At 72.7% G+C, this 20,618-nt stretch carries 20 protein-coding genes and 1 riboswitch; of the genes, 5 read left to right on the top strand and 15 right to left on the bottom strand.

What is annotated here, in order from left to right; translation table 11 throughout:
* Positions 1-55 precede the first annotated feature (55 nt).
* Positions 56-400, top strand: a complete 345-nt coding sequence (locus ABZZ17_RS17470; protein WP_356876841.1) for a hypothetical protein — start codon at positions 56-58, stop codon at positions 398-400.
* 20 nt (positions 401-420) lie between these two features.
* On the opposite strand, the gene ABZZ17_RS17465 is transcribed toward ABZZ17_RS17470, so the two are convergent.
* The 5 genes from ABZZ17_RS17465 to ABZZ17_RS17445 form a co-directional block, all read right to left on the bottom strand.
* Entirely contained in the window at positions 421-1,593 is a 1,173-nt protein-coding gene (locus tag ABZZ17_RS17465) for an acyl-CoA dehydrogenase family protein (RefSeq protein WP_356876839.1), read from the bottom strand.
* 149 nt (positions 1,594-1,742) lie between these two features.
* Positions 1,743-2,444, bottom strand: coding sequence for a TetR/AcrR family transcriptional regulator (locus ABZZ17_RS17460; protein WP_356876837.1), 702 nt, complete (start codon positions 2,442-2,444; stop codon positions 1,743-1,745).
* 78 nt (positions 2,445-2,522) lie between these two features.
* Positions 2,523-2,675, bottom strand: a complete 153-nt coding sequence (locus ABZZ17_RS17455) for an SCO1431 family membrane protein (protein ID WP_356876835.1) — start codon at positions 2,673-2,675, stop codon at positions 2,523-2,525.
* Between the two features lie 137 nt (positions 2,676-2,812).
* Positions 2,813-3,244, bottom strand: a complete 432-nt coding sequence (locus ABZZ17_RS17450) for an SPW repeat protein (RefSeq protein ID WP_356876833.1) — start codon at positions 3,242-3,244, stop codon at positions 2,813-2,815.
* An 82-nt stretch (positions 3,245-3,326) separates the two neighbouring features.
* A complete protein-coding gene (locus tag ABZZ17_RS17445; RefSeq protein ID WP_356876831.1) occupies positions 3,327-4,721 on the bottom strand; it encodes a peptidase C39 family protein in 1,395 nt (464 codons plus the stop codon).
* Positions 4,722-4,858: 137 nt separating this feature from the next.
* On the opposite strand from ABZZ17_RS17445, the gene ABZZ17_RS17440 reads away from it, so the two are divergent.
* Entirely contained in the window at positions 4,859-5,494 is a 636-nt protein-coding gene (locus tag ABZZ17_RS17440; RefSeq protein WP_356876829.1) for a hypothetical protein, read from the top strand.
* 377 nt (positions 5,495-5,871) lie between these two features.
* Positions 5,872-7,815, top strand: coding sequence for an AAA family ATPase (locus ABZZ17_RS17435; RefSeq protein ID WP_356876827.1), 1,944 nt, complete (start codon positions 5,872-5,874; stop codon positions 7,813-7,815).
* Positions 7,816-7,899: 84 nt separating this feature from the next.
* Here the strand turns inward: ABZZ17_RS17435 and ABZZ17_RS17430 are convergent, their stop codons facing one another.
* The 10 genes from ABZZ17_RS17430 to ribD form a co-directional block, all read right to left on the bottom strand.
* Positions 7,900-8,943, bottom strand: coding sequence for a hemolysin family protein (locus ABZZ17_RS17430; protein WP_356876825.1), 1,044 nt, complete (start codon positions 8,941-8,943; stop codon positions 7,900-7,902).
* Entirely contained in the window at positions 8,940-10,352 is a 1,413-nt protein-coding gene (locus ABZZ17_RS17425) for a hemolysin family protein (protein ID WP_356876823.1), read from the bottom strand. The genes ABZZ17_RS17430 and ABZZ17_RS17425 overlap by 4 nt, the downstream gene beginning before the upstream one ends.
* A gap of 200 nt (positions 10,353-10,552) precedes the next feature.
* Positions 10,553-11,017: a PH domain-containing protein gene (locus ABZZ17_RS17420; RefSeq protein WP_356876821.1), complete on the bottom strand. Its 465-nt coding sequence runs from the start codon at positions 11,015-11,017 to the stop codon at positions 10,553-10,555.
* A 61-nt stretch (positions 11,018-11,078) separates the two neighbouring features.
* On the bottom strand, positions 11,079-11,927 hold the full coding sequence (gene hisG, locus ABZZ17_RS17415) for an ATP phosphoribosyltransferase (protein WP_356876819.1): 849 nt from the start codon (positions 11,925-11,927) through the stop codon (positions 11,079-11,081).
* A gap of 69 nt (positions 11,928-11,996) precedes the next feature.
* Positions 11,997-12,275, bottom strand: coding sequence for a phosphoribosyl-ATP diphosphatase (locus ABZZ17_RS17410; protein WP_356876817.1), 279 nt, complete (start codon positions 12,273-12,275; stop codon positions 11,997-11,999).
* A gap of 35 nt (positions 12,276-12,310) precedes the next feature.
* Positions 12,311-12,796 carry a 6,7-dimethyl-8-ribityllumazine synthase gene (ribH, locus tag ABZZ17_RS17405; protein WP_007262951.1) on the bottom strand — a complete coding sequence of 162 codons (486 nt, stop codon included), beginning with the start codon at positions 12,794-12,796 and terminating at the stop codon, positions 12,311-12,313.
* 84 nt (positions 12,797-12,880) lie between these two features.
* Entirely contained in the window at positions 12,881-14,182 is a 1,302-nt protein-coding gene (locus ABZZ17_RS17400) for a bifunctional 3,4-dihydroxy-2-butanone-4-phosphate synthase/GTP cyclohydrolase II (RefSeq protein WP_356876815.1), read from the bottom strand.
* A complete protein-coding gene (locus ABZZ17_RS17395; protein WP_356876813.1) occupies positions 14,179-14,832 on the bottom strand; it encodes a nicotinamide mononucleotide transporter family protein in 654 nt (217 codons plus the stop codon). The genes ABZZ17_RS17400 and ABZZ17_RS17395 overlap by 4 nt, the downstream gene beginning before the upstream one ends.
* Complete coding sequence (locus ABZZ17_RS17390) at positions 14,829-15,452, bottom strand: riboflavin synthase (RefSeq protein ID WP_356876811.1); 624 nt, start codon at positions 15,450-15,452, stop codon at positions 14,829-14,831. The genes ABZZ17_RS17395 and ABZZ17_RS17390 overlap by 4 nt, the downstream gene beginning before the upstream one ends.
* Positions 15,453-16,532, bottom strand: a complete 1,080-nt coding sequence (gene ribD / locus ABZZ17_RS17385) for a bifunctional diaminohydroxyphosphoribosylaminopyrimidine deaminase/5-amino-6-(5-phosphoribosylamino)uracil reductase RibD (protein ID WP_356876909.1) — start codon at positions 16,530-16,532, stop codon at positions 15,453-15,455. It lies immediately after the preceding gene.
* Positions 16,533-16,762: 230 nt separating this feature from the next.
* Positions 16,763-16,893: riboswitch (FMN riboswitch) on the bottom strand.
* A 335-nt stretch (positions 16,894-17,228) separates the two neighbouring features.
* Between ribD and ABZZ17_RS17380 the strand changes: the two genes are divergently transcribed.
* On the top strand, positions 17,229-19,598 hold the full coding sequence (locus ABZZ17_RS17380; protein WP_356876809.1) for a chitinase C-terminal domain-containing protein: 2,370 nt from the start codon (positions 17,229-17,231) through the stop codon (positions 19,596-19,598).
* Between the two features lie 184 nt (positions 19,599-19,782).
* Positions 19,783-20,523 carry an NAD(P)H-binding protein gene (locus tag ABZZ17_RS17375; protein ID WP_356876807.1) on the top strand — a complete coding sequence of 247 codons (741 nt, stop codon included), beginning with the start codon at positions 19,783-19,785 and terminating at the stop codon, positions 20,521-20,523.
* Positions 20,524-20,618 lie beyond the last annotated feature (95 nt).

Below are 20,618 nucleotides of genomic sequence, written 5' to 3'. Positions count from 1 at the left end.
GATGGGCGGGGGGACGTGTCGATTACCCGGGGCCGCCGCACCGCGTTGCCCGTGCATGAGCACGGTTGAGACCTCCCCGTCACGGACGGGACGCCGCAGGCGGGCGACACCGCCCGGGTTCGAAGAATCGGTTCAGCAAGGGGACGGGCAGCAGGGGGACCGGCCGCAGGCGGGCCGTCACCAGGGGGAGCGGCAGCAGACGGGCCGGCCCCAGGCGGAGCGGACGCAGGCGGACCGGCCGCCGACGGGCCGGCCGCGCCTGCCCGATCCCCCCATCTACCTCGACCTGATCGCCCGCTGGACCGAGGCGGGCCGCACCCTGCCCGGGCGGCGCGACCCCGAGTGGCACCGGATCGCCTCGTCCCCCATCTGGCCCAGCGGCCCCCTGTACGGCGGCTGAGCCCGGGCGGAGCGTGAGCGTCAGCGCGTCTCGGGACCGGCCAGGTGGCGGGCGATGACCATGCGCTGGATCTGGTTGGTGCCCTCCACGATCTGGAGCACCTTCGCCTCGCGCATCAGCCGCTCGACGGGGAAGTCCGCCGTGTAGCCGTACCCGCCGAGGACCTGCACGGCGTCCGTGGTCACGGACATCGCGGCGTCGGTGCAGAACAGCTTGGCCATCGCCGCCTGCCGGGAGAACGGCTTGCCCGCGTCCCGCAGCCGCGCGGCGGCGAGGTAGAGCGCCCGGCCCGCCTCGATCTTGGTGGCCATGTCGGCCAGCATGAAGCGCAGGCCCTGGAAGTCGGCGATGGGGTGCCCGAACTGCTTGCGGCCGAGCGCGTACGCGAGGGCCTCGTCCAGGGCGGCCTGCGCGACGCCGATGGCGCAGGCGGCGATGCCGAGCCGGCCCGCGTCGAGGGCGGCGAGGGCGATGCCGAAGCCCTGGCCCTCCTCACCGATGCGCCGCGCGTCGGGGACCCGTACGCCGTCGAAGTGGAGCTGGGCGGTGGGCGAGCCCTTCATGCCCATCTTCTTCTCGGGGACGGCCGCCGTCAGGCCCGGGGCGTCGCCGGGGACCAGGAAGGCCGTGATGCCCTTGGGGCCCGGGACGCCGGTGCGCGCCAGGACGGTGTAGAAGTCGGCGACGCCGCCGTGCGTGATCCAGGCCTTGGTGCCGGTGATCACCCAGTCGTCGCCGTCGCGGACCGCCTTGGTGGTCAGGGAGGCGGCGTCCGAGCCGGCGGCCGGCTCGGAGAGGCAGTAGGCGCCGAGCAGCCCGCCGCCGAGCATGGCGGGCAGGTGGGTGCTCCGCTGCTCCTTGGTGCCGTAGCCGGCGAGGCCGTGGCAGGCCAGGGAGTGGACGCTGACGCCGAGGCCGACGGTCAGGCGGGCGGCCGCGAGCTCCTCCAGGACCTGGAGGTAGACCTCGTACGGCTGGTCCCCGCCGCCGAATTCCCCGGCGTACGGAAGTCCGAGCAGCCCGGACTCGGACAGCAGGGTGAAGACCTCGCGGGGGAACCGCCCGGCCTCCTCCTCGTCGGCGGCCCGGGGGCGGATCTCCCGCTGGGCGATCTCGCGCACGAGCGCCAGCAGGTCGCGGGACTCCTCGGTGGGCAGCTGACGTTCCACCGGCTGCGGGGCGCGGTCTGTCATGGCGGCGCTCTCCTCCCTCGTCGGGCACGGCGGCGACGCGTGAGGTGTGGGACGCGGCGCCGGGTCTCGGTGCTGTCACAGCCGAACGTGGCCCTCCCGGATCACGGAAGGGCTCGAAGAGCGGCTGCGGCGGGTGTGAGTATGCCCGATCAGACGCTTTCCGTCACCGGTACTTGATCGTCACCGTTGCCGAGGGGTTTCGAAGTCCCGTCGAGGGCCGCCGGAGGGGCGGGACACTGTGGGACGAACTCCTCGATCACGGTCAGCGTCGCACGCAGCTGGCGCACGAGCAGCGCCCCGACGGCGGCCCGGCCGGGCTGCCCGTCCGCCACCGGGGTACCGATCCAGTCCAGGGTGACGCCCTCGACCCCGGAGAGCCAGCCGACCAGGGCGAGACGGGCGAGGGGCGGGACGGTGCGGGTGCCGTAGGCGCCCTCGGCGATGGCGGCCGCGAGCTCTTCGCGGACCGCGTCCCGGATCGCGAGGACCTCGGCGTCCGAGCCGACGCCGCCGGTGACGATGGTGCGGTAGGCGGCGCGGTGGTGCTCGGCGTAGTGGAGGTAGCCGTCGATCGTGCGGCGGACGCGTTCGGCGCCCGGCAGGTCCCTGTCCCCGACGGCGCGGGCGACGAGTCCGGCGACGGAGTCCTCGACGATGGCGAGGTAGTAGCCGCGCTTGCTCGTGAAGTAGTAGTAGATCAGCCCCTTGGCGACGCCGGCCTGCCGGGCGATGTCGTCCATGGAGAGGGCATCGTACGGGGTGTCGGCGAACAACGCGCGGCCGATGGCTATGAGTTCGGCCCGCCGCACCTGCGAACGCCCGGTCGCGCCCCGCTGTTGACTACGGATCACATTCGGCCCTCAGCCTCGGACTGCCACAGGAGCCCGCAGTATGGCAGACCCGGGCGCGCCCGGACCGGGGCGCGGGAACTACAGCCAGCCGACCTGGGTGACGAACATGGCGACGACCACCACGAGGGTCCAGCCGAGGACGTGCTCCAGCCACGAGGAGCCCTCGTCGGGGCCGCCGGTGGCGGCGGTGCTGCGGGCGGGGGCGGGGAGGGCGGGGCTGTCTGCGCTCATGCCGTCCAATGTGCCAGGGTTCGCGGCTTTCGCGGTAGAGACGATGGTCACTGGTGGCGCGCGTCACGCCGCCGGGCCCCGGTCGCGCCCGGTGGTGCGGGCTGCGGCCGGGGCCCGGCGGCGGGCGCCGCGTGCGGTCAGGTCACGCCGTCGCGCCGGCGGCCGCCCATGGCCACCATGGCCAGGCCGAGGCACAGGGCGACGGCTCCGGTGATGATGTTGCTGACCACGCTGCGGGTCGTGTCCATCTCGCCGGCGATGACCCACGGGGCGATGATCGTCCAGGCGCCGATCGCGACCGCCGTCCAGGCCATCGCGTGGGTGCGCTCGTACGCCGACCCGAGTCCGCTCATGCACAGGCAGAAGGCCAGGCCGGCGATGAGGTTGTTGACGGCCAGCGGGGAGAGCCCGCTGAACCCCGCGATCCACGGCGAGGCGGCCAGGTACAGGCCCGTGATCAGGGCGAGGGCCTCGACCGCCTGCGCGGCGGGGGTGCTGGTCACCCGCTCGAACCGGGACCGCATTTCGGCCAGGTCCGGGTGGTGTTCGATTCCGGGATGGGTGGTCATGGCGGGCCGCCTCCTCTGAGAAGCCTTATGTGCCCTTTATGCCCATATTCTGACTTTTAAGCCCTCCGCGCCAGACCGTCTTTCACAGGACTCCGACCGCCTTCAGCGCGGCGGCCTGGACCGGCCCCGGGCGGGCCGGACCGTAGAGGTAGCAGACGCCCCCGCTGCCGGAGACGGTCTTCCCGGCGGCGTTGTGGCGCTTCGTCCGCAGCCAGATGTTCTCGAACTCCCGGCGCTTGTAGACACGGCGGACGGCCGGGTTGTCGGGCGAGCTGGGGTCGTTGGCGATGACGTCCCCGGCCGCGGTGAAGCCGATCACGGTCATCAGGTGGCCCGCCGTGCCGTAGCCCGCGCCGGTGAGTTCCTCGGCGCGGAAGGACTGGGAGGTGATGACGGGGATCCCGGCCCGGACCAGGGTCTCCAGGTCGGCGAGGGAGGTGAGCCGGGTGACGACGCCCCCGAGGCCCCGGTAGGTGGCGGCGTAGGCGGCGTTGAAGGGCCAGTTGCCGCACCCCTTGTAGGCGGCGTCGTAGGTGGAGCGGGCCGCGTGGCAGACCTGGGGGTCCCGGTAGGAGGGGTCGACCCAGGACAGGGCCTTCGCGCTGGCCCGGCCGCCCCAGAACTCGATGATCATCTGGGAGGAGGTGGGGCTGCACCAGGCCTCGCCGCCGTTGTCGTACTCCGGGTAGCGGCCCGCGTGGACCTCCTGGGAGTAGCGCGGGACCTTCAGCTCGTGCGCCTTCCCGGAGGGGGCGGCGGCCGGTACGGCGAACCGGTCCGGTACGTCGGACACCATCGCGCCGGCCAGCCAGACCGTGGGGCCGGCGGTGGCGCCGGGCTTGCGGTAGAGGGTCAGGCGCAGCTGCCACGCCATGATCCGCACGCCGCCCGCCGGGTCGTCGACGGCAAGGGTGTCGGTCCAGACGGTGGTCCTGCCGTCGCTCTGGCCGTCGACGGAGGTGCGCCGGATGTCGGCGTCGCCGGAGGCCCAGCGGCCCATCACGTACCAGGGGGTGGTCTTGCCGTCGGTGTAGGTGCCGCGCAGTTCGGTCTGGATCCAGGTGCCGGCGGGGGTGCGGGCGTTCCAGGAGGCGATGGCCTCGGTGGCGGGGACGGCCGGGCGGTGGACGGGGGAGGTCCAGGTGGCGTACTCCCAGGTGGACTTCTTCGCCCGGTGCGGATCGGTGTAGACGGTGCGGCCCGCCGGGGTCGCGATCTCCAGTCCGGGCCGGTCGCCGCCGACGGCGGTGGTGCCGCTGTGGGTGCCGGCCTGCCAGTGGGCGTGGGCGTACCAGAAGCGGTTGTCGACGGTCGGGGCGCCGGCCGCGGCGGAGCCCGCGTCGCCGGGCAGGGGGCCGGGGCCGGGGCCCGGCGCGGGGCCCGCGGCGGCGGAGGCCCTCCCCCCGGGCAGGCCGGCCGCGGTGGCGGCGGCGAGTGCGACGGCCAGGAGGGCCCTGCGCGGCGTGGGTGCGGTCATCGGCGTGGCCCCCAGGGGTCGGTGCGGTGGATCGCTCGGTGCGGTGGATCGGTTCGTCCACCCTTCCAGTTCCCGCGGGCCGCGGACCGAAGCCACGGGCACGTGTCGGGGTGAACGCGCCGCTCTAAGCTGGCCGCGTGGAGCAACAGCAGTCACTTGAGTCACTCGCGCGGGAGCTCGCCGCCCTGCCGCCCTCCCTCGGCCCGGTCCGGCTGATCGGCATCGACGGGCACGCCGGATCGGGGAAGAGCACCTTCGCGGAGCGGCTCGCCGGGGCCCTGGGCGGGGCTCCCGTGCTCCACCTCGACGACGTGGCCACCCACGAGGAACTGTTCGGCTGGTGGGAGCGGCTCAGCACCCGGGTACTGGAGCCGCTGGCCGCCGGGCGGGCCGCGCACTGGACCCCGTACGACTGGGTGGAACGGCGCTTCGGGCCGGAGCGGGTGCTGGAGCCGGCCCCGGTGCTGCTCGTCGAGGGCGTCGGAGCCGGCCGGCGGGCCCTGCGCCCGCGGCTGGCGCGGCTGCTGTGGATGGAGACGGCCCGCGAGACGGCCTGGGGGCGCGGGAGGAACCGGGACGGGCGTGAACTTTCCGACTTCTGGGACAGGTGGGAGTGCGCGGAGCGCGCGCACTTCTCGGACGACCCTTCGCGCCCCTTCGCCGACACCCTGGTACGCCAGAGCGGTACGGGATACGAGTGGACTTCAGGGGCTGGTGCGACCTCGGGAACCGCCGCTTCCGTCACCGAACGTGACGGACTGCCCCGGGCCTGAGCGGCCCGGCCGAACGCCGCCCACGGGCCTCCTCCGACCCGCTTGACCACGCCCCGGCGACGGCCTTACGTTCTGAATGTGCGGTCTGCGAAGGCCGCCGCGGACACGAAGCCCCCGATTGTTCCCCCGTGATCGGGGGCTTCGTTCTGCCCCGGCCCGGCTCCGGTCCGGGGCCCCGCGGGCCGCTCCGCCCACCGGTCCTCACCGTGCGTTACGATGCGCGTCCGGACCGCACGCGCGACCCGTCCCCGCCGCACCCTGGGTAAGGTGCGTCACCGCAGGTACGATGCAGCCCTGCTTTCATCGGCGGGGGTGGACAACTCGCGTGCGCAGCGCGGGGGTTGCCGCGCACCACGGGCTGGCTTGTGGGGGATGTGATGGACTTCGGCATGCCGGGCAGCGCACACGCCCCGGCCGAACTCGCCTGGCTGCGCGGGGTGGACGCCTGCACCATGGGCGCCTATCCGCAGGCCGAGGAGGAGTTCCGGGCGGCCGTCGGGCTCGATCCCGCCATGGCCGACGCCTGGCTGGGCCTGCACGCGCTCCGCGTGGACACCACCAACGCCTTACTGCGCATGTACGCGCACCGGGACCGGTTCGGCGAGCAGCGCGCGCGGCACCGGCGCACCCTCAACTCCTGGTACTGGCTGGGCTGGTGGGTACAGCCGGTGCTGGAGAGCCGGCGGGACCTGCTGCTGGCCCACGCCTCGCACTGGCTGGACGGCCGCCACGTGCCCGAGCTGGACCAGGCCCTCGCCGCGCTGCCGCCGGTGGACGCCGATGCGCAGGTGCGGTTCCTGCACGCCTGCCGGGCCTATCTGGTCAAGGACTGGGAGCAGTTGGTCCGGCACACCGAGCCGCTGGTGGACGATCCGCTGCTGGGCATCGAGGCGGGCCTGTTCGGCGGGATGGCGCGGGTGCGGCTGGAGATGTACGGGCAGGCCGAGCCGATGCTGTCGGCGGCACTGATGCGCTGCCGCAGCGAGCAGCCGCAGCGCAAGGAGCTGCGGTACTGGCTCGCGCGGGCGCACGAGGGCACGGGGCGCAGTGCGGCCGCGCTGCCGCTGTACCGGGCGGTGCACCGGGTGGATCCGGCGTTCATGGACACCGCGGCCCGGCTGACGGCGATCGCGGACAGCAGCGACCCCGACGACATGGCCGGCTGCGCCGGGATCTCCGGGCACTTCGGCGAGGGGCTGGCCGGGCACGGCCTGTCGACGGCGGGCGGGGACTTCGCGGCGGTGGCGCTCGGCGGGGGTCCCGTCCAGGACGTCGCGGCGGACGGGCAGGTGGACCCGGATCCGCCGGCGCCCGTGGATCCGCCCGAGCAGCGGTTCGCGCCGCCGGCCGGCGCGGGCCGGCTGGAGGGCGTACGGCACAAGGTCTCCGTACCGCCCCAGGGCGCCCCGGCCGGGCTGCCCGCCGGGCCCGCCGATCCGCAGGCGCTGGCGGAGGCGCTCGCGGAGCTGGAGCGGATGGTCGGGCTGGAGCCGGTGAAGCGGCAGGTGAAGGCGCTGTCCGCGCAGTTGCACATGGCCGGGCTGCGGGCGGCGCAGGGGCTTCCGGTGCAGCCTCCGAAACGGCACTTCGTCTTCTCGGGCCCCTCGGGCACCGGCAAGACCACGGTGGCGCGGATCCTGGGCCGGGTGTTCTACGCGCTCGGCCTGCTCGGCGGCGACCACCTGGTGGAGGCGCAACGGGCCGATCTGGTCGGCGAGTTCCTCGGGCAGACGGCGGTCAAGGCGAACGAGCTGATCGACTCGGCGATCGGCGGGGTGCTGTTCGTCGACGAGGCGTACAGCCTCTCCAACTCCGGTTACAGCAAGGGCGACGCGTACGGGGACGAGGCCCTCCAGGTGCTGCTGAAGCGGGCCGAGGACAACCGGGACCACCTGGTGGTGATCCTGGCCGGCTATCCGGCGGGGATGGACCGCCTCCTCGGCGCCAACCCGGGGCTGTCCTCGCGGTTCACCACGCGGGTGGACTTCCCGAGCTACCGGCCCCCGGAACTGACCTCGATCGGCGGGGTGCTGGCGGACGCGAACGGGGACCGGTGGGACGAGGAGGCCCTGGAGGAGCTGCGCAGCATCAGCGGGCACGTCGTCGAACAGGGCTGGATCGACGAGCTGGGCAACGGGCGTTTCCTGCGCACCCTGTACGAGAAGAGCTGCGCCTACCGGGACCTGCGGCTGGCGGGCTTCGCCGGGGAGCCCTCGCGGGACGACCTGGCGACGCTGCGGCTGGCGGACCTGATGCAGGCCTACGGGGAGGTCCTGTCCGGCCGCGGCCCGCAGGAGCGGCCGGAGTCTCCCCCGCTCTAGTGCCGTGGCCTAGTGAACCGGCGCCGGCCCGGCCCCGGTGCCCGGGAAGGGGCGGGTGGGGCCGGGCCGGCTGCCGGACGGGGGCTACGCGCTGCGGGCGTACGTCCGGTGGGCGGGGTCGCGGACCTCGCCGACCAGCATCTCCAGGACGTCCTCCAGGGCGACGAGGCCGAGGACCCGCCCGGCCGGGTCGGCGACCTGAGCCAGGTGGGTGGCGTCCCGCCGCATGACGGTGAGGGCGTCGTCGAGGGGCAGGGTGGAGCACAGGGTGGTCATCCGGCGCCAGACCCGCTGGGGTACGGCCCGCTCACGGTCCTCCAGGTCGAGTACGTCCTTCACGTGCAGGTAGCCCATGAAGGCGCCGCTGTCGGAGCGGACCGGGAAGCGGGAGTAACCGGTGCGGACCGTCAGCTGCTCGATCTGGCGGGGCGTGACGGCCGGGCCGACGGTGACGAGCCGCTCCCGGGCCAGCAGGACGTCGGTGACCGGGCGGCTGCCCAGTTCGAGGGCGTCCTCCAGGCGCTCCTGCTCGACCGGTTCGAGGAGCCCGGCCTGCCGGGAGTCCTTGACGAGCCGGCCGAGCTGGGCGGAGGTGTAGACGGCTTCGACCTCGTCCTTGGGCTCGACCTTGAAGAGCCGCAGGACGAGCGCGGCGCAGGCGCCGAGGGCGGCGGTGACCGGCCCGCAGACGCGGGCGAAGGCGACCAGGCCGGGGCTGAACCACAGGGCGGTCCGCTCGGGGGCGGCCATCGCGAGGTTCTTCGGGACCATCTCGCCGATGACCAGGTGCAGGAACACCACGGCGGACAGCGCCACGGCGTAGCCGAGGGGGTGGATGAGGGGCTGCGGGACGTGGACGGCGTGGAAGACGGGCTCCAGCAGCCGGGCCACGGTGGGCTCGGCGACGGCTCCGAGGGTGATGGAGCAGAGGGTGATGCCGAACTGGGCGGCGGCCATCATGCGCGGCAGGTTCTCCAGCCCGTACAGCACCTGGCGGGCCCGCTTGGAGCCGGCCGCGAGGGGCTCGATCTGGCTGCGCCGTACGGAGACGAGCGCGAACTCGGCGCCGACGAAGAAGCCGTTGGCGAGGACCAGGAGCAGGGCGAAGAGGAGTTGGAGTGCGTTCATCGGACGGCGTCCTCCAGCTCGGCCGGCGCCGCGGCGGGGCGCCCGGCCCCGGCCCGGTGGGCCTCCGAGGCGGGTCCGTACAGGCCGGTGGCGGGCAGGGCCGTGAGGCGGACCAGGCGTACGCGTTCGGCGCGGTTGCGGCCGACCTGGCGGACGGACAGCCTCCAGCCGGGGAGCTCGGCGCGGTCGCCGGGGGCGGGGATGCGGCCCAGCAGGTCCGCGACGAGGCCGGCGACGGTCTCGTACGGGCCTTCGGGGACCTCCAGGCCTATGCGGCGCAGGGTGTGGACGCGGCAGCTGCCGTCGGCCTCCCAGGAGGGGCGGCCGTCCTCGGGGGGTGCGGCGGCCAGCTCGGGGTGGCCGTCCTCGGCGAGGTCGTGCTCGTCGCGGACCTCGCCGACGAGTTCCTCCACGATGTCCTCCAGGGTGACCACTCCGGCCGTGCCGCCGTACTCGTCGACGACCACGGCCATCGGCTGTTCGGAGCGCAGCCGCTCCAGCAGCGGCTGCACCGGCAGGGAGCCGGGCACCAGCAGCGGGGCGACGCAGATCCGGCCGACGGTGGTGCGGGAACGCTCCGCCTCGGGTACGGCGAGGGCGTCCTTGAGGTGGACCACGCCGGTGATCTCGTCGATGCGTTCGCGGTAGACGGGGAAGCGGGAGAGGCCGGTGGCCCGGGTCAGGTTGAGCACGTCGGCCGCGGTGGCCGTGTGCTGGAGGGCGCTGACCTTCACGCGGGGGGTCATGACGTGCTGGGCGGTGAGCTCGCCCAGCGACAGGGTCCGTACGAAGAGGTCGGCGGTGTCCTGTTCGAGGGCGCCGGCCTGGGCCGAATGGCGGACCAGGGAGACCAGTTCGCCGGGGGTGCGGGCGGAGGCCATCTCGTCGGCCGGCTCGACCCCGAGCGCCCGTACGAGACGGTTGGCGACGGAGTTGAGGCCGGCGATGACGGGCCGGAAGGCCCGGGAGAAGACCTGCTGCGGGCCGGCCACGAAACGGGCCACCTGGAGCGGCCGGGAGACGGCCCAGTTCTTCGGGACGAGCTCGCCGACGACCATCTGGACGGCGGAGGCGAGCAGCATGCCGATGACGACGGCGATGCCGGGGACGGCTCCCCGGGGCAGGCCGGTCGCGGCGAGCGGCCCGGACAGCAGGGCGGCGAGGGCCGGTTCGGCCAGCATGCCGACGACGAGGGAGGTGATGGTGATGCCGAGCTGGGTGCCGGAGAGCTGGAAGGACAGCTCCCGCAGGGCGTCGACGACCGTGCGGGCACGGCGGTCGCCCTCGGCGGCGGCGCGTTCGGCCTCGGGTCTCTCCACGGTGACGAGGCCGAATTCGGCCGCCACGAAGAAACCGTTGGCGAGGATCAGGGCGAAGGCCGCCAGGAGCAGGAGTAGCGGGATGGTCATGCCGCCGCCTCCGGAGGGAGGGCGGCGCGTGTACTACCGGACGATCCGTCCATTGCTGGAGGGAGTCACTCCTCTGGTCGATGGTGCCCACGGGCCTCGGGGTCCCGGGGCGTGTGGGAGGGCGCACGGCGGCGCCCCGCCACCAGGGTAGTCACTGAGATCGCGGCCGCAATGGGACGCAGCGACGAGGCCGGGCGGGCTCAGTGGTCGTTTGCGCCGGTTCCCCTGGTTTCGGCCAGCGCGCGCAGGGCGCGGGCGTCGCCGATCGCCTGGGCCTTGGCGACTCCGGGCTGGATGCCGAGGACGGGCAGGCTGGTGCCGTCGCTGAGGTCCAGGAACACCCACGGGTCGCCGGGGCGGAGGTTGACGCGCAGGATCTGCGCCCATTCCAGCCGGCGGGTGGTGGTCAGGTTGACCACGGTGACCCCGGCCTCGTCGGCGACCACCTTGGGGCGGCTGAGCAGGACGAGGACGGAGGTCAGCAGGGCGGCGGTGAAGACGAAGCTCACGCGCTCGCCCGGGCTGAGGTTCTCCAGCAGCAGCGCGACGGTGGTGATCGTCGCGAACATGGCCAGTCCGACGCTCAGCAGCACGGCCCGCGTCCGGTTCGGCCGGAAGGTGACCGGCAGGGCGGGCGGTGCGGGCTGGGCGGCGGACTCGGCCATGGGTGCGCTCGGTTCTGCGAGAGGTTCGAGGGGGGAAGTACCGGCTGTCGGGAAGGCCGGGTCAGAGACGGCAGGCGTGGATCGAGGTGGTGAGGATCGCGCGCGCGCCGAGCTCGTACAGGTCGTCCATGATCCGCTGGGCTTCCTTGGCGGGGACCATCGCTCGGACGGCGACCCAGCCCTCGTTGTGCAGCGGGGAGATCGTCGGCGACTCCAGGCCCGGGGTGAGGGCGACCGCGCGCTCCAGGTGCTCGGCGCGGCAGTCGTAGTCCATCATCACGTAGCTGCGGGCCACCAGGACGCCCTGGAGGCGGCGCAGGAACTGGGCGACCTTGGGGTCGTCGGTGCCGGCTCCGGTGCGCCGGATGACGGTCGCCTCGGACTTGAGGATCGGCTCGCCGATGACCTCCAGGCCGGCGTTGCGCAGGCTGGTGCCGGTCTCGACGACGTCCGCGATGATCTGCGCGACGCCGAGTTCGATGGCGGTCTCGACCGCGCCGTCCAGGTGGACGATGGCGGCGTCGATGCCGAGTTCGGCGAGGTGCTTGGCGACGATTCCCTCGTACGAGGTGGCGATCGTCATGCCGCCGAAGTCCTCGGGGCCCTTCGCGGTGCCGGGCTTGGTGGCGTAGCGGAAGGTGGAGCGCCCGAAGTTCAGCGGGAGGATCTCCTCGGCGTTGGCCCCGGAGTCCAGCAGCAGGTCACGGCCGGTGATGCCGATGTCGAGCTTGCCCGAGGCGACGTAGATCGCGATGTCCTTCGGGCGGAGGTAGAAGAACTCGACCTCGTTGTCGGGGTCGACCGTGACGAGTTCCTTGGACTCCTTGCGCTGGCGGTAGCCGGCCTCATGGAGCATCGCCGACGCCGCTCCGGAGAGTGAGCCCTTGTTGGGGACGGCGATGCGCAGCATGGGGCTTCCTTTGGTGCGTAGGTGCGAAAGGGTGTGGGGCGGGCGGGGGGCCCGTGGTGGTGCTCCGGCCTAGAGGTGCGCGTAGACGTCGTCGAGGGAGATCCCGCGCGCCACCATCATCACCTGGACGTGGTAGAGCAGCTGGGAGATCTCCTCGGCGGCGGCTTCCTTGCCCTCGTACTCGGCGGCCATCCAGACCTCGGCGGCCTCCTCGACGACCTTCTTGCCGATGGCATGGACGCCCTTGCCCACGAGCTCGGCGGTGCGGGAGGAGCTGGGGTCGCCGTTGGCGGCCTTGAGCTGGAGCTCCGTGAAGAGCTCTTCGAAGGTCTTGGAGGTGTTCGCCATGATGGTCCTCAGAATAAGGGGTCCCCCGCCGCCACTCAGCGCCAGGGTTCGCTGACCGTCCGCAGGGTCATGGCGGTGGAGACGGCGGCGGTGACCGCTTCGTGCCCCTTGTCCTCGTTCGACCCCTCGAGCCCGGCGCGGTCCAGCGCCTGCTCGTCGTTGTCGCAGGTCAGAACGCCGAAGCCGACGGGAACTCCGGTGTCGATCGACACCTGCACCAGGCCCTGGGTGACGCCCTGGCACACGTAGTCGAAGTGGGGGGTGCCGCCGCGGATGACCACTCCGAGGGCGACGATGGCATCGTAACCGCGACCGGCGAGTACCTTCGCCACGACCGGGAGCTCGAAGCTGCCGGGGACGCGGAGCAGGGTGGGCTCGTCGATGCCCAGCTCGTGCAGGGCCCGCAGGGCGCCGTCGACCAGACCGTCCATGACCTTCTCGTGCCACTGCGCCGCGATGACGGCGACGCGCAGGTCGCCGCAGTTCTTCACGCTCAGTTCGGGTGCGCCCTTGCCGCTCACAGCTCTGCTCCTCGGTGGTGGTTCCGGTGGTTCCGGGGTTCTGGGTGGACTGGGTCTCGGTGGACCGGGTCTCGGTGGGTGTGGTTACTGGTTGCCGCAGGCGGAGGTGGGCACGGCCCCCTCCAGCCAGGGCAGGTCGTGACCCATGCGGTCCCGCTTGGTGCGCAGGTACCGCAGGTTGTGCTCGCCCGCCTCGACGGGCATGGGCTCCCGGCCGGTGACGGCGATGCCGTGGCGGACCAGCGCGGCGGACTTGTCCGGGTTGTTGGTCAGCAGACGGACGCTGCGCACGCCGAGGTCGGCGAGGATCTGGGCCCCGGCCCCGTAGTCGCGGGCGTCGGCGGGCAGGCCCAGTTCCAGGTTGGCGTCGAGGGTGTCGCGGCCGCGTTCCTGGAGTTCGTAGGCGCGCAGCTTGGACAGCAGTCCGATGCCGCGGCCCTCGTGCCCGCGCAGGTAGACGACGACGCCCCGGCCCTCGGCCTGGATGCGGGCCATGGAGGCGTGCAGCTGGGGGCCGCAGTCGCAGCGCTGGGACTGGAAGATGTCGCCGGTCAGGCATTCGGAGTGCATGCGCACCAGGACGTCGGAGCCGTCGCCGACGTCGCCGTGGACGAGGGCGACGTGCTCGACGCCGTCGACGGTGGAGCGGTAGCCGTACGCCGTGAAGGCGCCGAACGAGGTCGGCAGGCTGACCTCGGCCTCGCGGCGCACGGTCGGCTCGGCGGAGCGGCGGTAGGCGATCAGGTCCTCGATGGAGATGATCGTCAGTCCGTGCTTGCGGGCGAAGGGGATCAGCTCGGGCAGGCGCAGCATGACGCCGTCCTCGCCGGCGATCTCCACGATGGCTCCGGCGGGGCGCAGTCCCGCGAGGCGGGCGAGGTCGACGGCGGCCTCGGTGTGGCCGTTGCGGACCAGTACGCCGCCGGGCTTGGCGCGCAGCGGGAAGACGTGGCCGGGGCGGACGAAGTCCGACGGCTCGCTGGAGCCGTTGGCCAGCAGGCGCAGGGTGGTGGCGCGGTCGGCGGCGGAGATGCCGGTGCTGACGCCGTGGGCGGCGCTCGCGTCGACGGAGACGGTGAAGGCCGTCTGCATCGACTCGGTGTTGTTCTGGACCATCTGGGGGAGTTCGAGCCGGTCCAGCTCGGGGCCCTCCATGGGGGCGCAGATCAGGCCGCGGCACTCGCTCATCATGAACGCGATGATCTCGGGGGTGGCCTTCTCGGCGGCGATGACGAGGTCGCCCTCGTTCTCGCGGTCCTCGTCGTCGACGACGACGATCGGCCGGCCCGCGGCGATGTCGCGGATGGCCTGCTCGATCGGGTCGAGCCGGAAGGTCTCCTGCGGACCGGCGTCGGGCACGTCCGGCACGGGCTTGAGGGTGGTCATGCCGTTGCTCCTTCGAGGGCCGGGGCGGGGTTGGTGCGCGAGCGCTGGTACCAGTCGTACGCGCCCCACAGGACGAGGGCGAAGTAGACGACGTAGACGAGGCCGGAGAAGGCCAGGCCGCTGTTGAAGGCGAGGGGGACGCCGACGAGGTCGACGAGGAGCCAGGCGAACCAGAACTCGACGAGGCCGCGGGCCTGGGCCACCATCGCCACGATCGTGCCGACGAAGATGTAGGCGTCGGCCCACGGGCTCCAGGACAGCGTCGGGACGAGGGTGAACAGGCCGCCGACGGCGAGGGTGCCCGCCGCTGCTCCGGCGAGGAGCAGGCCGCGCTCCTTCCAGGTGGCGGTGCGCACGGCGATGGTGCCGTCCTGGGCCTTCTGCCTGCCGAGCTGCCAGGCGCGCCAGCCCCAGACGGCTACGGCGATCACCAGGAGCTGCTTGCCGACGCCGCCCGCGAGGTGGGCGGAGGCGTACGCGGCGACCAGGATCAGGCCGGAGAGGAGCTGGGCGGGCCAGGTCCATATGGAGCGGCGCCAGCCGAGGGCGAGGGCGGCCAGGCCCATCAGGTTGCCGATCATGTCGGACCAGATGACCTTCTGGCCGAAGACGGCGAAGGCCTCGGTGTTGAGCCAGGTCAGGGCGCTCATCGCTGCTCTCCCTGCGCGTGGAGCGGGTCGACTCCGGCGGCCAGCAGGCGTTCGACGTACTTCGCGAGGACGTCGACCTCCAGGTTGACCGGGTCGCCGGGCTGCTTGATGCCCAGGGTGGTCAGCGCGAGGGTGGTGGGGATGAGGCTGATGGTGAAGTGGTCGGCGGCGGCCTCGACCACGGTCAGGCTGACGCCGTCGACGGTGATGGAGCCCTTCTCCACGACGTACCGGGCCAGCTGCGCCGGGAGGGCGACCTTGACGAGCTCCCAGTGCTCGGAGGGGGTGCGGGAGAGGATCTCGCCGGTGCCGTCCACGTGCCCCTGGACCAGGTGGCCGCCGAGGCGTCCGCCGAGGGCCATCGGGCGTTCCAGGTTGACGCGGGATCCCGCGGCGAGGGCGCCGAGGCTGGAGCGGTTCAGGGTCTCCTGCATGACGTCGGCGGTGAACTCGCCGTCGGCGGTCTCCACGACGGTCAGGCAGACGCCGTTGACGGCGATCGAGTCACCGTGCTTGGCGCCCTCGGTCACGACCGGGCCGCGCAGGCGGAAGCGGGAGGCTTCGGCGAGCGGCTCGACGGCGGTGACCTCGCCCAGTTCTTCGACGATTCCGGTGAACACTCAGTGCTCCTTGGGGGCGGTGGGACGGGAGGGGCGTGCGGGTGTGGCGGTGATGCGGATGTCCGTGCCGAGGCGCGTGGTCTCGGTGAGGGTGAGCCGGAGGGCGTCGGCGATGGTCGCGATCCCGGCGTCGGCGAGGGCGGCGGGGCCGGCGCCGAGCAGGACGGGGGCCAGGTAGCCGACCACCTTGTCGACGGCTCCGGCGGCGACGAAGGCGCCCGCCACGGTGGAGCCGCCTTCGAGGAGGACGGAGCGCACGCCGCGCCGGTGCAGCTCGGCGAGGAGGGCGTGGACCGAGAGGCCGGTCTTGTCGTGGGGCAGCCGGACCAGGTCGACGCCGGGCAGGTGGCCGGTGTCGGCGTCCTGTCCGACGGCGATGAGGGTCGGGGCGGCGCCGTCGAGGACGCGGGCGCCGGGCCGGACGGTGGCGTGGGTGTCGAGGACGACCCGCAGGGGCTGGACGGCGCTTTCGATCCCGCGCACCGCGAGGTGGGGGTCGTCGGCGCGCAGGGTGCCGGAGCCGACGACGACGGCGTCGGCCTCGGCGCGCAGCCGGTGGACGTCGGCGCGGGATTCGGCGCAGGTGATCCAGCGGCTGGTGCCGTCGGCGGCGGCGGTACGGCCGTCGAGGGTGGCGGCGTACTTCCACAGGACGTACGGGCGGCCGAGGCGCACGGAGGTCAGCCAGGCGGCGTTGCCCTCCTCGGCCTCGTCCGCGAGGAGCCCGGCCGAGGTGTCGATCCCGGCGGCGCGCAGGGTGGCGGCGCCGCCGCTGGCCTGGGGGTTCGGGTCGGAGACGGCGTAGACGACGCGGGCGACGCCGGCCTCGACGAGGGCGCCGGCGCAGGGACCCGTACGGCCGGTGTGGTTGCAGGGTTCGAGGGAGACGTAGGCGGTGCCGCCCCGGGCGGCGTCTCCCGCGGCGCGCAGGGCGTGGACCTCGGCGTGCGGGCCGCCGGCGCGCTGGTGCCAGCCTTCGCCCACGACGTCGCCCCCGGGGCCGGTGATGACGCAGCCGACGACGGGGTTGGGGCTGGTGGAGCCGAGTCCGCGGGCGGCGAGCTCGATGGCCCGGCGCATGGCGACGGCGCTCGGGTCGGGTGCTGCCTGCGCGGCGTGTGTCGCCACCGGGTCCTCCTGCCTCATCGGGCACGGACTCCGGGGCCTGTCGGGTGACGACAGATGAAGCGGGTGGTACACGCGGGGACGCCGGGGCCGGATTCACGGTCCGTTCCGGGACTGGATCCCGAGACGTATCCGCTGGGGATACGCCGATGGACCGCCGACGGCGGCGTACCGGTGACTGCCCGCCGCGCACTGCCTCCCATCCGGACTTTAACCGTCGGTCCAGGAATTTCACCTGGTCAACCGGCCGCTGGATGCGGACGGGTCGCGGACTATAACCGCCGGTTCGGAATTACACCGACCCCGGAGTGCGCTGCTACTGGTACTTAGGGCCAGTGTGCCACGGGTGATCGGCGGCCATGCGAGTGAATCGCTGTGGCCTGGGTCACAAACAAGCCGTTCTCGAGCGGTGACCGCGGGTCACCTGTACGCGGCCGGTGCGCCGCCCGCGTCCCGCCCGCGCGGGACCGGTACTCCCGGCCGGGCTTTGGTCCAGACCTATTGACGGGTTGGTCTAGTCCTCTTAACGTTCCCTTCATCTTCCCCGGGAGCCGGCCCTGCCGACGTGCGCACGTCACAGGCCAACCAGCGCCACATTTCTGCTTGTTGAGCACGTCGTGTCCTGCCATCCTCCCCTCCCCAGGAGGCACCATGCCCTCCCCCACTCGTACGAGAGCGCTGCTCCTGGCATCCGGCGCCGCAATCGCCGGCCTGCTGGTCGGCGGGCTCTCCGCGGGCGTCTCGCACGCCGCCGACAACGAGAGCTGTCGCCCCGACGGGCTGTACAAGACCCCCGGGGTCGACGTCCCGTACTGCTCGGTCTACGACTCCGAAGGCCGCGAGAAGATGGGCGCCGACCACCAGCGCCGCGTCATCGGCTACTTCACCGGCTGGCGCACCGGCAAGGACGGCACTCCCGCCTACCTCGCCAACAACATCCCCTGGTCCAAGGTCACCCACCTGAACTACGCCTTCGCGCACGTCGGCGCCGACAACAAGATCTCGGTCGGCTCGGACAACGTGAACAACGCGGCCACCGGGATGACCTGGCCGGGCGTGGCGGGTGCCGAGATGGACCCGTCGCTCCCCTACAAGGGCCACTTCAACCAGCTGACGAAGTTCAAGAAGCAGTACCCGAACGTCAAGACGCTGATCTCGGTCGGCGGCTGGGCGGAGACCGGCGGCTTCTTCGGCGACGACGGCAACCGGGTCGCCTCCGGCGGGTTCTACTCGATGGCGACCAACGCCGACGGCTCGGTCAACCAGGCCGGCATCGACACCTTCGCCGACTCCTCGGTCGAGTTCATCCGCAAGTACGGGTTCAACGGCGTCGACATCGACTACGAGTACCCGACCACGATGAAGGACGCGGGCAACCCGCTCGACTGGCAGCTGTCCAACGCCCGCCGCGCGGGCCTCGTCAAGGGCTACGACGCCCTGATGAAGAGCCTGCGCGAGAAGCTGGACCGGGCCGGCGCCACCGACGGCAAGCACTACATGCTGACCGTCGCCGCCCCCTCCTCCGGCTACCTGCTGCGCGGCATGGAGACGTTCCAGATGCAGAAGTACCTGGACTACGTCAACATCATGTCCTACGACCTGCACGGCGCCTGGAACGAGTACGTCGGCCCGAACGCCTCGCTCTTCGACGACGGCAAGGACGCCGAGCTGGCCGCCGCGAACGTCTACGGCAGCTCCCAGTACGGCGGCATCGGCTACCTGAACACCGACTGGGCGTACCACTACTTCCGCGGCTCCATGCCGGCCGGCCGCATCAACATCGGCCTGCCGTACTACACCCGCGGCCACAAGAACGTGCAGGGCGGGACCGACGGCCTGTGGGGCAAGGCGGCCGCGACCACCTGCCCGGCCGGCGCGGGTCTGACCAAGTGCGGTGACGGCGCGACCGGCATCGACAACCTGTGGCACGACAAGGACACCAACGGGGTCGAGTCCCCCGCCGGCTCCAACCCGATGTGGCACGCCAAGAACCTGGAGAAGGGGATCGTCGGCGACTACGTCACCAAGTACGGCTTCCCGGCGAACACCGCGCTGACCGGCACCTACGCCCGCAAGTACGACTCGACGCTGGTCGCGCCGTGGCTGTGGAACGCGCAGAAGAAGGTGTTCCTCTCCACCGAGGACGAGCAGTCGGTCGCCGCCAAGGCGGACTACGTGGTCGACCGCGGCATCGGCGGCACCATGGTCTGGGAGATGGCCGGCGACTACGGCTGGAACGCCGCCAAGGGCCAGTACGAGATGGGCGACACGCTCACCACGCTGATGTACGACAAGTTCAAGGCGGCCTCCCCGTACGGGGCGAAGAAGTCCAACACCGCGCTGCCGGCCCAGGCCGTGGACGTGAAGGCGGAGTTCACCGAGTTCAAGCTCGGCGACTCCAACTACCCGCTCACCCCGAAGGTCAAGATCACGAACAACACGAAGTCGGCGCTGCCGGGCGGCACCGAGTTCCAGTTCGACTACTCGACCTCGGCCCCGAACAACGCCTCGGACCAGTCCGGCTTCGGCACCAAGGTCGTCAAGAGCGACCACACCGGCAGCAACGTCGGCGGGCTGAAGGGCGACTTCCACCGGGTTTCGCTGAAGCTGCCGGCGTGGCAGTCGCTCGCCCCGGGAGCCTCGGTCGACCTGGCCTTCAACTACTACCTGCCGGTGTCCACGCCCTCCAACTGGACGGTGAACATCTCCGGCACGACGTACGCCTTCGCCGGGGACCTGGCGCGCGGCACCACGGTCGTGGAGCCGGGCGGCACCCAGCCGCCGACCACTCCCCCGACCACCCCGCCCACCACTCCCCCGACGACCCCGCCGACCACGCCTCCGACGACCCCGCCGGGCGGCACCTGCACCGGTCCGGCCTACGTGGCGGGCCAGATCTACAACACCGGCAACGTCGTCTCGCACAACGGCCGCTACTGGAAGGCCCAGTGGTGGACGCAGAACGAGGCTCCGGGCACCACGGGCGAATGGGGCGTCTGGAAGGACCAGGGCGCCTGCTGACACCCGGTGTGTGAGCACCGCTGAACGCGCGTGAGGACCCGGTGGCCCGGCGGCCACCGGGTCCTCGTGCGCCCCGCGCAACCGGTGGTGCTTTCCGGGTTCCTCCCGCGGGGCTGTCACGTTTCGCGGGGCCGTCCTGTCTCAGCTGGTGCACACACACCGCGCGGGAAGGGACGGACACATCATGAGCACGATCCTCGTCACCGGAGGCACCGGGAACCTCGGAGCCCTGGTCGTCGCCCGGCTCTGGGACCGGGGCCACGAGGTCCGGGTGCTGAGCCGGCACGCGCCGGACCACCCGGTCGACCTGCGGGACGGCCGTGGGCTGGACGCGGCGATGGCCGGCGCGGAGGTGGTCGTGCACTGCGCGAGCAGCCCGCGCGGGGGCGACGGGGCGGCCGCCCGGCACCTGGTCGGGGCGGCCCGCCGGTCGGGGACCGTCACGAACCTCGTGTACATCTCGATCGTCGGGGTGGACGTGGTGCCGCTCGGCTACTACCGGACGAAGCTGGCGGTGGAGCGGCTGCTGGAGGCGTCCGGGCTCGGCGTCACGATCCTGCGGACCACCCAGTTCCACGATCTGGTGGCGCAGGTGGCGGACACGGCGGCGAAGCTGCCGGTGGCGCTGGTGCCCAAGGGCGTACGGGTGCAGCCGATCGCGGCCCCGGAGGTCGCGGACCGGCTGGCGGAGCTGGCGGTGCCCCGCCCGGCGGGCCGCGTCGCGGACATGGGCGGCCCCCAGGTCCGCACCCTGGCGGAGCTGGTCCGCGTCCGCCTCGTGGCGACCGGGCGGCGCCGCCGGGTGGTCGAGGTCCCGCTCGCCGGAAAGGCGTACGCGGGCTTCCGGCGCGGCGGAAACCTGGCCCCGTCCCACGCGGTGGGCCGGATCGGCTTCGACGAGTACCTCCGGGGCGCACGCGGCTGAGCCGGACCGGGGCGCGGCCGACGGCGCGCGGGCGGGCGGGTCGGGAGCCGGGGCCGGGCTCGGGCCGGGGCGCGTGCTGATGCCGGGTCGGGCGC

This window comes from Streptomyces sp. NPDC006512 (assembly GCF_040611935.1).
Lineage (GTDB): Bacteria > Actinomycetota > Actinomycetes > Streptomycetales > Streptomycetaceae > Streptomyces.
This window is presented reverse-complemented; position numbering and strand designations above follow the sequence as displayed.